Origin of the sequence: Paenibacillus taiwanensis DSM 18679, from assembly GCF_000425125.1 — a bacterium.
Taxonomy (GTDB): domain Bacteria; phylum Bacillota; class Bacilli; order Paenibacillales; family Paenibacillaceae; genus Paenibacillus_B; species Paenibacillus_B taiwanensis.
Window position 1 is genome coordinate 491124 of the sequence record NZ_KE384307.1, and the last position, 14221, is coordinate 505344.

The following is a 14221-nucleotide window of genomic DNA, read 5'->3' on the forward strand; positions in this document are numbered from 1 at the left end:
TCTCACCTGACCGACTTTGGTTGGCTGGTCTTTGAACTTTACCGTACTAACGGTACTCACTCGATAATGTATAGTGAGGGATGTGGGCTCTTTTGAGAGCTAACATCCCTTTTTTTAATGAAGTTTGGTAAATCGTATTTGGAGGTGGCAGGTCATTAGTAAGGATCATATTATCAACGAAGAAATTCGTGCGAAGGAAGTACGTCTTGTAGGTGCCGAAGGTGAGCAAATCGGAATTAAGCCTTTCCGTGAGGCTCTTCAAATGGCTATTGATGCGAACCTGGATCTTGTGAATGTGGCTCCTCAGGCTAAGCCTCCTGTGTGCCGCATTATGGACTACGGTAAGTTCCGTTATGAGCAACAGAAGAAAGAGAAGGAAGCACGCAAGAACCAGAAGATCGTTGATCTTAAAGAAGTATGGTTCCGTGCCAACATTGATGAGCATGACTTCCAGACAAAGCTGCGTAATGTAATTAAGTTCTTGGGCGAAGGCGACAAAGTAAAATGCTCTGTTCGTTTCCGCGGCCGTGAAATCGCGCATGCAGCAGTTGGTCAACGTGTGTTGGAGCGTGTAAAGACAGAAACAGCTGATCTTTGCATCATTGAGCGCCAACCTAAGTTGGAAGGACGCAGCATGATTATGATATTGGCACCTAAGACTACTTAATTTACCGATTAAATAGTCCCGCCACGCAGGTGAAGGTGGCGGCTTGGATTAATTATTGAGGAGGAAATGATAATGCCTAAAATGAAAACGCACAGCAGCCTTAAAGGCCGCTTCAAAATCACTGGTACTGGTAAAGTTCGCCGTTATAAATCGGGCCGTAACCACTTGCTTTCACACAAGTCGCAACGTACTAAGCGCGTATTGGCTACAAGCCCAGTAATGGCTGCTGGTGACGTTCGTCGTCTGAAGCAACAATTGGCTAACTTGAAGTAATGAATTTATTCGCTTTTGTGTGCGCGCCACACAAAGCATGAGCATTTATATGCATATTAGAATCAATTGGGAGGTTACCTAGAATGGCTCGAGTTAAAGGCGGATTTACTACACGTCGTCGTCATAAGAAAGTATTGAAACTAGCTAAAGGTTACTTTGGCTCCAAACACCGTTTATTCAAAACAGCAAACGAGCAAGTAATGAAATCCTTGCTGTATGCATACCGCGATCGTCGCGTTAAGAAACGTGATTTCCGCAAATTGTGGATCGCTCGTATTAACGCAGCAGCACGTATGAACGGTTTGTCTTACAGCAAATTCATGCACGGCTTGAAATTGGCTGAAGTTAACATCAACCGTAAAATGCTTGCTGACTTGGCAGTAAACGATATCGATGCGTTCAACTCCTTGGCTGCTGTAGCAAAAGAAAAAGTAAACGCATAGTTCAGCTTTTGAACTGCGCATTTTATAAAGTGCACCCTTTAGATGAGCATAGGACGTCGTCCTCTGTAATCTGACGGGTGCACTTTTGGTTTGGATGCAACAAATGGTTCAAGTAAGAAGATATCTTTTCTTTATGTTGAATTGGCAAGATAGGCTGTCATTTTCACAAAAGGCACGGGCTTCATTAGCTGATACTGCTTGACAAATCCGTGTTTTCGGTAGAGTTGAATAGCAGGAGTATTAGCAGGTTCTACGAATAAGGAGCACTTGGGCAATCCTACCTGCCTTGCCTGCTGAGAGGCCTCATGCATAAGCGCATTGCCTACTCCGAGACCTTGATAGCGGGGAGCGGTAGCTATAAAGTTAATGTACCACTCATCAGTAGTTTTGGCGGTTAACCTTTGCGACTGGATGCCAAGCAGCGGGTGGAGACAGTGGTAGGCAATCAGCCTTATACCGCCAGCACGAGCTAATAAGGGTAACGACAAGCTTGCGCAGTCACTATTTCTAGCATCAAACGAGGTCAGTAAACCAGCAGGAGTACCCTTTATTTCTGCAACCAAGCTGGCCTGATAATAAAAAGGATTAGGTTCAGCCGTCCACAATACTTGCATAACCTTTCTTGCCCTATCTTCCCGCCCACCTCCTAGCACCCTCTCGATAAGGCCGCCCCCAGCAGAGATGATCCGGTCGAAGGCAAAGTTAAAATCGGTTTCAGAGGCTGGTCTAACTACGATTGTGCTCATCATGGACACCTCCTGTACAGGGATTGCCTTTCTTCTGTGTTACCTTCCTGTAAGGCTCTTCTCTTACGAGATGGCCATTAATCACTTTAAGAAATAAAAGGGGAATCAGCCATTCAAAGCCCACTATAGGGGGAATCGCATAAAGTTGAATGAGAATAACGAAAAGAATAATTAGAATAGATACGGGACGTTTTAAATACAAAGGGGTAATGGAGACAATAAAGACAGAAATCATAAACAGGGAGTACCAGATTAGTCCATACGTGATGTCCATCGGACCATACAGCAGCCCTACAACAAGCGGGTGAATGTGAAAGCTGCTAAACAGGAACTTATTTTTGACGATCGCGGCTCGCTTGCTTTCGGTGGATAACAGGGGAGTATGGTAGAACCGTTTGCAAGAGTTCAAGGAATTGCTTACTAGGCCTCCTCCAATATCAAAAGCAAGCAGGAAGGCAATCGTAATTTGTAGTCCATTCCATTGCACATAACCTGTAACTAGCAAGTAAATTAACAATGCGACAAGTGCGACACAGCCTGAATACCCCAATGCTTTTTCTTCGATATAAGCGCCTGTTCCAGCACCTAAATCTTCCTTCCCGCTATAATGCCAATTAATCCGGGCTTGCTCTGCCATACGCTCACTCTCCACGTTTATGATGGATAGATTGGATGTTTACATTACCTTGCAGCACAAATTCAATACCACGCTGATGGGCAAGAAGCATGTCATCATACTGATAATCGTCCATTAGTACGTACAGGCTAAGTTGATGAGTGACACAGGCGGCAATACAACTAAGTGCAGGTTGCAGAACTAATTCGTGATCCACTTCTTCTATAACGGATAGCAGTAGCTGCTCGATATGGCCAATGATCAACTGATCCAACTTAAACAAGCTGCTGCGAGTTAAAGTAGAGGCGCTAGCCTGATTGCCATACACAACGGAGAAGAAATCCTTTAACAAGTCCTTGTTGATGGATTTAATATTACTTAAATAATAATCAATGATTGTAGTAATCGCAGCTGATAGCTCTTTTATGCTGTTAATAGATTGATCAGGAGGTGTGTAAGGCCGGATCACCGTATCACCAAACATAGCACTGACAAACAGATCACCTTTCGAATGAAAATAGTTAAACAACGTGCCTTCGCCGATGCCTGCTGCCTTGGCTACTTTAGAGGTAGTCACTTTGCCATAGCCTAATTGTATAAATTGATTATAGGCATGCTCCAAAATTAGATTTCTAGTCGCTTCTTTCTTGGCCATTCGGATACCGCTCATCATAAACTCCTTTCAATTATGAGTATGCTCATTAATGAGTACACTCATAATTATTAGCTACAAGGTAACATTTGTCAATAGGGAATCGCTGAAATAAAAAGGCACCTGCTTAGGCTTGCCCATCCGGGACCGCTAACAGGTGCGATTTTGTTATTCGCTTATTTTTTCAAAAGACGTATCATATAAACGAAACATCGTTTTATATCCAGATTCATCAATTTTGATGCCTACATCCAGTGTTCCTGTCAATTCAAGCGGTCCTGATGTATAACGAAGCTTCGTATCATTAGGGACAAATACCATCATAATTTTGTTCCAATACGTTTCATCACCGTTGTCAAATGGGCATTCTGCACCAGGTGCAGGGATAAGTAGAAACCAATTTTTATCAAAGGAAAGCACTTCCCCCATGTAACCTTTAATGGTGACTTGCTTACCACTTAGCTCCCAAAACTTCTCTGATGGTGTATTTTGCTTCTCATTATCAAAAAATTCAGACCATAACAGCGTACTTGAATATGTCTTGTCCGCAGGCTGCTGTACAGCAGGCTTTGATGGTGTTTCGGCCGCTTTACTTTGACTGTCAGAATGCCTACCTTGAGCTGGTGTGGGCTTCTTTAATGTGTTATTATTGGCCGCTGTTTGAGTTCCTTTGACTTGAGCTGATGTTTGAGCTGTTGCTGACGAGCCTTCCGACTTGGATGACTTGGGAGACGTAGTTCGGACTGAATCGGCTGATTGGTGCCGTACGGTCTCGCTCTCCCTTGTTACATTCGTATCAGGGGCAGCAGCGCTGCTTTTTTTGCTATTACGAGTCGTGCTTGCGGAGGCATCCAGTTCCTTTTTCTCGGAGGCCGAGTTTGTTTGTTCCTTCGAGCTGCCAACAATAGATTCAGGTAAGTTTTTTACATCAGCGTTGCCCGAGGAGGCAGGATATTCAATCGGCGTTTCCTTTGCGGCAGATACGACCTTATTATGCGTTGCTGCTGATGTCGCTGCTGCTGCAAAAGAATCTGGTTGTTGACCCTTTGACAAGTTCGATTGTCCGCAGCCAGTTAGCAGCGCTCCACAGGTGATGGCAACTGTTATCGCCATAGCTGTATTTCGGTTCATATGTATCCCTCACTTTAGTTAGGAAATGAAGTCCTAAGCTTGACAGCGTGCAGTTAGCTTTTAAAAAGCTGCAACGGGTCAACTCGATATACTTTCCATGCAGGTCCTATAGAAGCGATAAAGCCAATCAGCAGAGTACCAAGCAGGAGCCAGCCTTCACCAGGTACAAATGTGGCCGCGTTAACATGAACGCCGGTCCATTCTAAAATCGGACTGGCACATAAATAGGTGACAAGATGGCCGATCAGCAGGCCAGATAACAGACCCACGCAGGTTAACAGCATCCCTTCGCCAATAAGGACGGACCATACATATCGTCTTGATTTGCCAACAAGGCGCATAAGACCGACATCTTTTTTACGCTCCGTGACCACTGACGTTAACGAGAGCAATAGGGAAATAGCAGCGAGCACAACACAGATCATGGATACAAAGCTGACTAACTCGGTTCCTTGATCTACAACATTTACAACATCTGCTACAGATTTGCTCGTATAGGCGGCCTGCACATCAACACGCTTGTCATACTTGTTCTTGATGAACTGTGTTCCAAGCAGTGACTTGGCCTGCACTAGAATGGCGGTGACCGTTTTGTCTTCATCATGTGTAATGCCATGTACATGCCAGGCGTAATCTACGGTTGTAAATACAGCTCGATCATCAGCCGTACCCAGAGACGGAAGAATTCCTACAATTTTGTACTCAAAATGCTCATGCTGATCATGATCCTCCGCTGGATGACTGTTCGCAGTCACTTGCTCCGGACCTGCTTCTGACGTAGGTGAAGACGCCTCGACAGGAGAGGTGTCCTCATGGGGTTGTTCGTCTGAATGTTCGTCCTGCTCATTAGTAGCAGAAGCCGCCGTTCCTGAATGCGTATCAAATGACTTTCCACCTTCGTGAACGAGCCCGTGACTGCCGTGGAAGGTGTCCCCAACTTTTAAGCCAAGCATTTTGGCAACATGAGCGCCTACGATCGTTTCGCCTGTATTGGCATACATCGTACCCGCTTGCAGCCTCTGATCGCCATAACGTGTCAGAAAGTACTCAGGCTCGATGCCTACAATAGGATAACGATTATAAGCGTCTCCAGCAGTCATCGCATATACGTGTGCTGCCTCTGGCTCTTGCTTCAATTGTTGCAGCACCTGTAGCGGAATGTTGCCGATTGGTGATCCAACACGGTAATAGGTGTTTAGCACCAGTTGTGTCTGACTGCCTTTAGCACCTATGGTGAGTTCAAAGGGACCATAACCTTTCTGCGCGCTTTGCTCCACACCATCGCTTGCTTGCAGCAAGATGACGAGTAGTGCAGTTGTAAGTGTTATGGATAGTATCGTTAAAAAGGATAATGCTTTGCGATGCATCACGTTGCGCCATAAGATGTGAACAACATTCATGCTTGCTGCGCTCCTTTCAAGCTAGAACCCGTACCGTAAAGCTGATGGTGATGACGTTGTGTACAACGATTGACCTCCTCAATATGAATCTGCATCGGATATCGCATAGCGAGATGCTGGTCATGCGTAACCGTAATCAAGGTCGCTTGTTCTTCCCTTGATAAAGACAATAGCAAATTCATAGTGTCATGGGCGGTTTCGAAGTCAAGACTGCCCGTAGGCTCATCTGCAAGCAAGAGTGCAGGACGGTTAACGAGTGCACGAATAATAGCGACACGCTGCTGCTGCCCTCTGGACAGTTGTCCAGGCAGATGATTCATGCGATCATGCAAACCAACACGTTCAAACCACTGCTGAATATGGGCGTAGCGCTCGCGCCCTCTGTGGGGGCCTTCATAAACTAATTCGATGTTCTGCCTAGCTGTGAGGGAAGATATGAGATGGAAATCTTGAAAAATTATGCCGATATGTTTGGCACGGAAGTGATCTCGCTGCATCTCATTCATCCGATGTAAGGGCTGATCCATAATGTACAGCTCGCCTGCGTCAAGCGGAAGCACGCCGCATAACAAATACAACAGTGTACTTTTTCCGCTGCCGCTTGGTCCAAGAAGTGCGATTTGTTCGCCTTGCTGGATGTGCCAGTTCTCAACATGAACAATCGGCAGTTCCTGCTGTTGTGTGCGATAGGACTTGCGAATCTGGTGGATTTGTATCATCATACACCTCACGGGAAAGGGCAGGATGACGGCTGCCATCCTGCCCTATTATTTGACAGCTTGTTATTTTAATACAATTCGCTCAGATAAAGCGTCCCACTTCAAAGCAGTGCCATTCAATTTGCTAAAGGCATCCAAGTTTAAGTAGAGAACACCGCGGTCAATCTCGGCTGGAAGGGTTGTAGCTTGGCCATTTACGGTTACAGTCGTACCGTCCTTCACTTGCAACGTTACTTTCCCTTTTTTAAACGTAGTCACGTTATTTTTAGTGTCGCTTGTTACAGCAATGCCAAGCGACTTGGCAAGTGCAGGAGCAGGATACATTACGCTACCTTCACGTGTTACTTTAAATTTCGGATAGAGATGCTTGCTTTGCAAGTCAGCAGATGCTTTGTTCAGATCCAAGCCTGCCGTTTTAGCTGCGCTTTTGGCGATATCGGTATTATCGATTTGTCCTTTGACGGACTGTGCAATTGGGCCATATGCCCAGACACCTACGTCAACTGCGGAGTGGCCATGACCAGACCAGCCAACCAAATAACGCTTTGACATTACGGCGTTAAATGCACCTTCTTGTGCATAAGAAGACTTGTCGCCGTCGATAATGAATTGAGCTTCTTCTTCTGTCAAATCGTTATATCCTGTATACTTTTCTACGAGCTGCTTAATTTCCGCTGTTGTTTTAACGGCTTTTAATTTAGGGCCGAGCTGTTCGGAAGAAATTTTTTGTTTGTTCCAGGCGTTCACATTTAACTCGTAAATATCGTCACGTGACAGGGACAAGCCGCCTGTCTCATGGTCTGCCGTAATGACAACAGACGTATTGCCGTCTTTTTTCGCATAATCGAGCGCGACTTTGACAGCTGCGTCAAAATCAAGCATTTCTTGAATTACAGATGCGAAATCATTCGCATGTCCGGCATGGTCGATACGACCGCCTTCAACCATCATCGTAAAGCCTTTCTTGTTTGTAGCGAGCGATTCGATAGCTTTTTTTGTCATATCAGCCAAGCTTGGTGTTTCCTGCTTGCGATCGATGACATAGTCTACATGGGAATCATTAAACAGACCTAAAATTTTACCGTTTTTGGCAGTCAAAGCGTTTAGCCCTTTTTTATCGTAAACGACTTTGTAACCTTTTGCTTGGAAATCAGGAATGATTGATTTTCCTTCACGCTTGCCTTTTTCGTCTTTGCCCACGAAGTGGCGTTTGCCACCGCCGAGAAGCACGTCAACACCAGAGGTTAAGTATTGAGATGCAATTGCATTCTCGTTATCGCGATTGCGGACATGTGATGCATATACGGCAGGTGTAGCATGTGTGATCCGTGCCGTTGTAACAAGGCCAGTCGACTTGCCAACTTGCTCAGAAGCTTCAATGATGGAAGCGAATGGCTTCGAAATGTCTTCATTTGAAACACTGATTGCGGCATTATATGTCTTATGTCCTGTAGCAAATGCAGTACCTGCGGACGCGGAGTCCGTAACCTCACCGGATACGACTTTGTTGCCGTCTTCGCCTTTGTCAGCAAAAGTAGTCGCTTGACCTACATAGATGCTGTCGATGTTCAAGTGGGGCTTGTTTAACTTGTTTTTGGAGAAGATTCGTGCAGCTGATACTTGCGCGGGACCCATGCCGTCGCCGATGAGGACGATTAAGTTTTTGGATGAAGGCGTGGCATTTTTGGTAGCATTCGTTTGGGCGGCTTCTGTTTGCAGCGCACCAAATGGAAGCATGATGAGCGCCAAGCCAGCAACTAACGATTTACGTACATATTTGTTCAACAGTAACCCCTCCAACTATTTTTGGTTTGACAAGTTTATTGTAGAGGTTGATTGTTAAGTCGCTTTTAAGTACGTGTAAAGTTCGTGTAAATAATACGATGATTGCATCACTTTTTCTACATGTATAGGTTTCATGCTATAAATTATCCATTGACCTGACTAGACTGCTAAGCTTACAATTCCTTTACGAATGCTGTACGGAAGAGAGGAACCTTTAACGTGATTGATGTATCGCAGATTCATATTCATCAGCTTATTATTCATAAAGTAGGAAGCGCTGCTCGTGACGAGGGCGTATGGGTTTCACGGGATTTGACCGATGTAGAGGGGGATGACGAGCTGCGGCTTGCACTCACGCAATATTTTGTAAAACCGTTTAAGTTTGATTGGTTTTATCGACTTCATCATGAAGCGGAGCTAAGTATGAATGAAATTTATACGTTTGCCTCGCGTATATTCGATCAGCCAGCAACTTTTCAAGAGCAATCGGTTCATATTTTGAACCACTTATACGCGCAGTCTACACACCCTCAAATCAAGCCGGGGGAATTGTACGTAACCCATTTTACTAATGTGCTTTACGGAAACTTCAGTGTAGACGCAATCGGGATATTTAAGTCGGAAAATAAAGACGCATTTCTTCAAGTAAAAGAGAAGTCAGACACGGATTTAGGTGTCTATTTACAAGAAGGAATTAACATTAAGAAGCTCGATAAAGGCTGTATTATTTTTAATTTATATGCTGATTCGGGCTATCGGGTATGTATGGTAGATACGGGAAGTCGCGGCTTTGAGGAAGCGCAATATTGGAAAGATGATTTCTTACAGCTTGTGATGGTAGAGGACGAGCATTATTATACGGATGAGGCCATTACGATGTGTAGTGAATTTTATGACAGCGTCATTGCGCCTGCCTCAGCACTGCCCGAGAAGAAAGAGAAGCTGGAGTTCATTAACAGCACGATGGAGTATTTTTCTAAACATGATACGTTTGATGAGCAATCGTTTGTCGACACTGTGCTGCATGAGCGTCCTCAACATGCACAGCATGCTCCGATGTTTAAGGCATACAAAGAAACGTATGAGGAAGCAAATGATCTTCCTCCTTTTGATGCGATGCCGATTTCACATGTAGCTCTCAAGAAGGCGAAGCAGTCTATACGCAACAATATCAAAACGGATACTGGAATTGACATCAAGTTAAAAAATGAAAGTTTCCCCTATTTGGAGCGCGGTTATGATGAGGAGCGCCAAATGTATTTCTATAAAGTGTATTTTAACGAGGAAGAGTAGAGGATAGTCAACTTGCACACCCCTGTTAGTTCGGTTAACAGAAGGTGTGCTTTTTGCTGTTAAATGGAACCCAAGTGCTACTAATGTGGCAGTAAATGATATCGATCGTATAACTAGCTAGAAGGGTAAGACTCCAAAAACGAATGTCTCCCTTATGTGGACAAGTTGCTCGTTTATGTAATAATTTCATATCCTGGCTAACGTTCCCTGCGGCATGATCATGGAACAGTTGGAGAATGAAATTCGGGTAGCTGTTAAACGTGTTGGTGAAAGGGAAGCCCTACAATAAAGATATGAATTATCGTGCAATCATATGGAGTAGCCCTGAATAACATAGCAGGGAGCACTTTGAAGCGTCTACAAAAGAAGGACTCTAATTTCGTTCGTTTGGGGCTGATCAAGTAGTTGCTTTACAAACGTTCTTGAAATTATGGCGGCCGATACATGCTAAAATATAGCAGTAGAATCTGTTAGCGATGTCCTTATCAGGAGGACAATTGTTGTTGGTTAGGGTGCGCGCAACGTGCTCTGTTTTATACTCTTTTCTTCCAATAAAACCCAATATATTGAACTGGTTTATAACAGCGAGAGCGTCTGACATTCCTCACAGACTGCTTGTAGTTTCTAGGACTCTAGCACAGATTGGAAGTTGATAGGGTTACGAATACAAGCAGCGTTGTCTATCGTGCATAAGCTAAAACGTAGGAACGAAAAAGGAGGAGTGCTCATGCGTGGAGTTACACAAGCCGAGGCCCGCAAATGGGTAGGCAAGCACATTTATGCGGTGCGTAAAAATGGCTCTGTAATTACCGGCAAGCTTGTCCGGATAAGTGGGGATCGTTTTGTATTGGAACAGCCTAAAGGCAAACAAGTTAGAACAAAGGCGATTTTGCCTTTAGTGTTGTTTGATTTGCTGGCAATTGGTGCTTACAGCAGCAAGCCATATGGTTATGGTGGCTATGGTGGTGGTTACGGTCATGGCGGGTACGCGGGCTATGGCGGCGGGTATGGTGGGGGTTACGGTACCGGCTACGGCGGCGGTTATGGCTGCTGCGGCGGACACTACGGTAATATTTACCGTTAAGGATAACATTCGGTCGCGTGAGGAAGCAGAGCGAGTTGGCAGCCCGGAGCGGGAGACTCCGGGCTGTTTGGCATGGAGGGAAAATGAGGCAGCTAGGGTGTAGGACAGTAGTTGACTAGGAATACAACATGAGGAGAGAAGAGTTATTTCAGCCTTTTTTCCATTTCGTAACATTTTAAACTTGGAATATAACGAGTTCTAACGTAACCGTTGCGTTCATAGAAACGTTTGGCCTGATCATTGCCCTTATCAATTAGCAGCAAGGAAGATCGGCAATCTTTCTGTAGAGCTGCTTGCTCTGTTGCACGCAAGAGCATGAGTCCAATGCCTTTGCCATGCATAGGTTCAGTTACAGCGAGCATGTCGATAATCAGCTTGCTGTTGTTGAATACGGCGTGAATAAATCCATATATCCGGTTAAGACCGTCCGTATATACGTAAGTGATGCCGCGCTTCAAACGTTGCGGCAATTCGTCTTTAATTTCTTTGGCGTCCCATTCGTTGTTAGAACGCGGAATCAGCTCTTGAACGATGAGCTGCCAAATGCTATCATCATCTGATCCCGGCCTACGCAATCGCAGCATGAGCATACCTCCAAGAGGCGTTTTGTGCCAGATGGCCATATTTTTTTATAAGTTATGCCAGTACGGCCTGACGGGTGCGACGCTCCAAATTTTTAAAAACAGCCTATTGACTCCCTAGGGGTGGAGGAATATAATGTTTCTAAACATTCGGCAACACGGATTGTTATATAATCCCAACGGCTATGAAGAGGACGAAGACTTAGGGCCCTTTTGAACAGAGAGCGTTCGGAACACTGCTGAAACCGACGCCAGAATCCCTGATGTGCGAGCTCACCTCGGAGCTGTTCTTCTGAACAGATGATGATAGTCATAACCTAGTTATGACTTGAGGAATTACATGATCCTACTAGGAAGAATCGTCAGACGCGCGTTAGGCGTCAAGTATACGAGATTGGACTCGTGTACTTATGGAGGCTTTGTATTGCGAGATGCAAAGCGAACTTGGGTGGTACCACGGAAGCTAAACCTTTCGTCCCTACACAGCTATAGCTGTGTGGAGACGGAAGGTTTTTTTAATATCTATAACGTGTTTTTAACGGATTCAACCATGAAATGAAGCTAAGGAGGATGGCGAATGAGCACACATCACACGACCATGCGATCAAAAGATGAATTAAGAGAAAAATGGATGAAGCCGGATATTATTACAGGCTCGGAAATCTTGCTGCGCAGCTTATTGTTGGAAGGTGTAGAGTGCGTCTTCGGTTATCCGGGTGGGGCAGTGCTTTACATTTATGACGCCATGCATGGCTTTGATGACTTTAATCACCTGCTGACACGTCATGAGCAAGGTGCTATCCATGCAGCCGACGGTTATGCTCGCGCAAGCGGTAAAGTAGGCGTCTGTATAGCGACTTCTGGTCCGGGTGCTACGAACTTGGTGACAGGTATAGCGACTGCATATATGGATTCGATCCCGCTTGTTGTTATTACAGGCAACGTAGCCACTACACTGATTGGAACGGATGCTTTCCAGGAAGCGGACATTACAGGCATTACGATGCCGATTACGAAACATAGCTATTTGGTGCGTGATGTAGAGGATTTGCCCCGTGTAATACACGAAGCATTCCACATTGCTTCAACAGGTCGCAAAGGACCCGTATTGATCGATATTCCGAAAGATGTGTCAGCTGCGAAAACGTTGTTCAAACCTGTAACCGAAATCGACATTCGCGGGTACAATCCAACGGTTTCGCCGAATAAGTATCAGGTTGACAAAATGATCAAGGCCATTGAGCAGGCAGAGCGCCCACTCATTTTGGCGGGGGCAGGAGTCGTACATTCCGGGGCACATGATGAGCTGTTGGAGTTTGTTAATAAGTCGGGCATTCCGGTCACTACAACATTACTTGGGCTTGGTGGTTTCCCTAGCGGGCATGAATTGTGGCTCGGCATGCCAGGGATGCATGGCACATATACAGCCAATAACGCCATTCAACAAGCGGATTTGCTTATCAATGTGGGCGCACGCTTTGATGATCGGGTGACGATGAAGTTGGAAGGCTTCGCGCCTTATGCCAAGATTGTCCATATCGATATCGATCCAGCAGAGATCGGCAAAAACGTGCCGACGGATATTCCGATCGTAGGCGACATTTTGACGACACTTAAGCAAGCTAATACTGTAATTAAGCACACCGATAACGCGGAAGAGTGGCGCAATCTGGTGAAGCAAATGAAGATGGATAAACCGCTTCGTTATATCGATTCAAGTGATGAGTTAAAGCCGCAGTGGGTCATCGAGATGATTCATGATACGACACATGGTAATGCCATCGTAACAACCGATGTTGGTCAGCATCAGATGTGGTCGGCTCAATATTATCGCTTTAACCATCCTAGATCCTTTATTACTTCTGGCGGCCTAGGAACGATGGGCTTTGGCTTCCCGTCTGCTATTGGCGCACAGATGGCGAATCCAGACCGTACGGTCGTTTCGATCAACGGTGATGGTGGGATGCAAATGTGCGCACAAGAGCTCGCCATATGTGCGATCAACAACATTCCGGTCAAGGTTGCGATTATTAACAACCAAGTGCTTGGTATGGTTCGTCAGTGGCAGGAAATCATTTATGACAATCGATACAGCCACATCGACCTTGCAGGCAGCCCAGACTTTGTAAAGTTGGCTGAAGCTTACGGTGTGCGTGGATTCCGCGCGACGACCAAGGAAGAAGCGCTTCAAGCTTGGGAGGAAGCGTTAAATACACCTGGACCAGCTGTTGTTGAGTTTGTTGTACGCAAGCATGAAAATGTGTATCCGATGGTTACTCAAGGCTGCACGATAGATCAAATGATAATGGGGGATAGCGAATGAGTGCCACTAAACATACCATTGCCGTTATCGTAAATGACCAGCCAGGTGTCCTCCAGCGAGTATCAGGTCTGTTTGGACGCAGAGGCTTCAACATTGAGAGCATCACGGTAGGCGCTTCGGAGGAAGCGGGTCTTTCCCGTATGGTGATTGTGACAACAGGTGATGATCACATGCTAGAGCAGATCGAAAAGCAATTATATAAAATTATCGATGTGATCAAGGTAGTTAATTTGAGCTCACAAGCGATGGTCGGTCGTGAACTTGCACTTATCAAAGTAAAAGCAGAGCCAAGTGAACGTCCGGAAGTGCTTGGTGTAGTCGAAACATTCCGTGCTTCCATCGTAGATATCGGACCGACAACACTAGTAGTGCAGGTCGTAGGGGATTCGGTCAAGATTGAAGCTATGATTGAATTGCTGCAACCTTACGGTATTCGTGAAATTAGCCGAACGGGTGTAACCGCGATGATTCGTGGTTCAGTAACAGACAGCAAATAACGTTAACAATT

General features: G+C 45.4%; 15 protein-coding genes. 7 read left to right on the plus strand and 8 right to left on the minus strand.

Annotated features, from left to right (window positions below; genetic code table 11):
• The first annotated feature begins 169 nt into the window (after window positions 1–169).
• The 3 genes from infC to rplT all read left to right on the plus strand — a co-directional run bounded on the left by infC (window position 170) and on the right by rplT (window position 1383).
• Entirely contained in the window at window positions 170–667 is a 498-nt protein-coding gene (infC, locus tag H509_RS0116190) for a translation initiation factor IF-3 (protein WP_028545999.1), read from the plus strand.
• Window positions 668–739: 72 nt separating this feature from the next.
• Complete coding sequence (rpmI, locus tag H509_RS0116195) at window positions 740–940, plus strand: 50S ribosomal protein L35 (RefSeq protein WP_028546000.1); 201 nt, start codon at window positions 740–742, stop codon at window positions 938–940.
• A gap of 83 nt (window positions 941–1023) precedes the next feature.
• On the plus strand, window positions 1024–1383 hold the full coding sequence (gene rplT / locus H509_RS0116200; RefSeq protein WP_028546001.1) for a 50S ribosomal protein L20: 360 nt from the start codon (window positions 1024–1026) through the stop codon (window positions 1381–1383).
• Window positions 1384–1514: 131 nt separating this feature from the next.
• On the opposite strand, the gene H509_RS0116205 is transcribed toward rplT, so the two are convergent.
• The 7 genes from H509_RS0116205 to H509_RS0116235 all read right to left on the minus strand — a co-directional run bounded on the left by H509_RS0116205 (window position 1515) and on the right by H509_RS0116235 (window position 8384).
• Window positions 1515–2129: a GNAT family N-acetyltransferase gene (locus H509_RS0116205; protein WP_028546002.1), complete on the minus strand. Its 615-nt coding sequence runs from the start codon at window positions 2127–2129 to the stop codon at window positions 1515–1517.
• Window positions 2110–2766, minus strand: a complete 657-nt coding sequence (locus H509_RS0116210) for a hypothetical protein (protein WP_028546003.1) — start codon at window positions 2764–2766, stop codon at window positions 2110–2112. Before H509_RS0116210 ends, H509_RS0116205 begins: the two co-directional genes overlap by 20 nt.
• Window positions 2767–2770: 4 nt before the next feature.
• Entirely contained in the window at window positions 2771–3415 is a 645-nt protein-coding gene (locus H509_RS26850) for a TetR/AcrR family transcriptional regulator (protein ID WP_028546004.1), read from the minus strand.
• Window positions 3416–3565: 150 nt separating this feature from the next.
• Window positions 3566–4528 carry a hypothetical protein gene (locus H509_RS27260; RefSeq protein ID WP_245596113.1) on the minus strand — a complete coding sequence of 321 codons (963 nt, stop codon included), beginning with the start codon at window positions 4526–4528 and terminating at the stop codon, window positions 3566–3568.
• A 53-nt stretch (window positions 4529–4581) separates the two neighbouring features.
• Entirely contained in the window at window positions 4582–5928 is a 1347-nt protein-coding gene (locus H509_RS0116225; RefSeq protein WP_028546006.1) for an ABC transporter permease, read from the minus strand.
• Entirely contained in the window at window positions 5925–6650 is a 726-nt protein-coding gene (locus H509_RS0116230; RefSeq protein ID WP_245596115.1) for an ABC transporter ATP-binding protein, read from the minus strand. The genes H509_RS0116225 and H509_RS0116230 overlap by 4 nt, the downstream gene beginning before the upstream one ends.
• Window positions 6651–6710: 60 nt before the next feature.
• Entirely contained in the window at window positions 6711–8384 is a 1674-nt protein-coding gene (locus H509_RS0116235; RefSeq protein WP_211234353.1) for an alkaline phosphatase, read from the minus strand.
• A gap of 267 nt (window positions 8385–8651) precedes the next feature.
• Between H509_RS0116235 and H509_RS0116240 the strand changes: the two genes are divergently transcribed.
• Together H509_RS0116240 and H509_RS0116245 are read left to right on the plus strand one after the other, a co-directional pair.
• Complete coding sequence (locus H509_RS0116240) at window positions 8652–9725, plus strand: nucleoid-associated protein (RefSeq protein WP_028546009.1); 1074 nt, start codon at window positions 8652–8654, stop codon at window positions 9723–9725.
• A gap of 727 nt (window positions 9726–10452) precedes the next feature.
• Window positions 10453–10809: a hypothetical protein gene (locus H509_RS0116245; protein WP_028546010.1), complete on the plus strand. Its 357-nt coding sequence runs from the start codon at window positions 10453–10455 to the stop codon at window positions 10807–10809.
• A 143-nt stretch (window positions 10810–10952) separates the two neighbouring features.
• Here H509_RS0116245 and H509_RS0116250 read toward each other — a convergent pair whose 3' ends face one another.
• A complete protein-coding gene (locus H509_RS0116250) occupies window positions 10953–11393 on the minus strand; it encodes a GNAT family N-acetyltransferase (RefSeq protein WP_028546011.1) in 441 nt (146 codons plus the stop codon).
• Between the two features lie 574 nt (window positions 11394–11967).
• Here H509_RS0116250 and ilvB point away from each other — a divergent pair.
• Window positions 11968–13713, plus strand: coding sequence for a biosynthetic-type acetolactate synthase large subunit (ilvB, locus tag H509_RS0116260; protein ID WP_028546012.1), 1746 nt, complete (start codon window positions 11968–11970; stop codon window positions 13711–13713).
• Window positions 13710–14210 carry an acetolactate synthase small subunit gene (gene ilvN, locus H509_RS0116265; protein ID WP_028546013.1) on the plus strand — a complete coding sequence of 167 codons (501 nt, stop codon included), beginning with the start codon at window positions 13710–13712 and terminating at the stop codon, window positions 14208–14210. The genes ilvB and ilvN overlap by 4 nt, the downstream gene beginning before the upstream one ends.
• The last annotated feature ends 11 nt before the right edge of the window (window positions 14211–14221 follow it).

Excerpts from the sequence above, each read along its gene's own strand:
- rpmI (WP_028546000.1), top strand. The coding sequence starts at position 740 with ATGCCTAAAATGAAAACGCACAGCAGCCTTAAAGGCCGCTTCAAAATC.
- rplT (WP_028546001.1), top strand. The coding sequence starts at position 1,024 with ATGGCTCGAGTTAAAGGCGGATTTACTACACGTCGTCGTCATAAGAAA.
- H509_RS0116205 (WP_028546002.1), bottom strand. The coding sequence starts at position 2,129 with ATGAGCACAATCGTAGTTAGACCAGCCTCTGAAACCGATTTTAACTTT.
- H509_RS0116210 (WP_028546003.1), bottom strand. The coding sequence starts at position 2,766 with ATGGCAGAGCAAGCCCGGATTAATTGGCATTATAGCGGGAAGGAAGAT.
- H509_RS26850 (WP_028546004.1), bottom strand. The coding sequence starts at position 3,415 with ATGAGCGGTATCCGAATGGCCAAGAAAGAAGCGACTAGAAATCTAATT.
- H509_RS27260 (WP_245596113.1), bottom strand. The coding sequence starts at position 4,528 with ATGAACCGAAATACAGCTATGGCGATAACAGTTGCCATCACCTGTGGA.
- H509_RS0116225 (WP_028546006.1), bottom strand. The coding sequence starts at position 5,928 with ATGAATGTTGTTCACATCTTATGGCGCAACGTGATGCATCGCAAAGCA.
- H509_RS0116230 (WP_245596115.1), bottom strand. The coding sequence starts at position 6,650 with ATGATGATACAAATCCACCAGATTCGCAAGTCCTATCGCACACAACAG.
- H509_RS0116235 (WP_211234353.1), bottom strand. The coding sequence starts at position 8,384 with ATGCTTCCATTTGGTGCGCTGCAAACAGAAGCCGCCCAAACGAATGCT.
- H509_RS0116245 (WP_028546010.1), top strand. The coding sequence starts at position 10,453 with ATGCGTGGAGTTACACAAGCCGAGGCCCGCAAATGGGTAGGCAAGCAC.
- H509_RS0116250 (WP_028546011.1), bottom strand. The coding sequence starts at position 11,393 with ATGCTGCGATTGCGTAGGCCGGGATCAGATGATGATAGCATTTGGCAG.
- ilvB (WP_028546012.1), top strand. The coding sequence starts at position 11,968 with ATGAGCACACATCACACGACCATGCGATCAAAAGATGAATTAAGAGAA.
- ilvN (WP_028546013.1), top strand. The coding sequence starts at position 13,710 with ATGAGTGCCACTAAACATACCATTGCCGTTATCGTAAATGACCAGCCA.